The 234-nt window shown below is 55.1% G+C and carries 1 pseudogene; it reads right to left on the bottom strand.

Features of this window, described 5'->3' with window-relative positions:
- Positions 1-234: pseudogene (locus tag IB262_RS35675) on the bottom strand (IS21 family transposase); the annotation flags it as partial.

Below are 234 nucleotides of genomic sequence, written 5' to 3'. Positions count from 1 at the left end.
GAGCGCTGATGCGGATATTGAGATCGACAAGGCTGAAGAAACGTTCGTTTCGAAGTCTGGCCAGAACCCACCTCTCGACGATTAAAACCGACCCTTCGGCGGAGGGTTTATCTCGAGGACGCCTCGGGCGTGCCGGCAATAATGTCGTATCGTAGTGATCGGCGAAGGCCGCAAATGTCGCATTCAACGTCGGTTCAAACCAAAGGGCCTTGGCCACCGCAGACTTGAGGTTGT

It is taken from the genome of Ensifer sp. ENS02 (assembly GCF_014851885.1).
Lineage (GTDB): Bacteria > Pseudomonadota > Alphaproteobacteria > Rhizobiales > Rhizobiaceae > Ensifer > Ensifer adhaerens.
The sequence above is the reverse complement of the archived record's forward strand: the minus strand, read 5'-3'. Positions and strand labels throughout refer to the sequence as shown.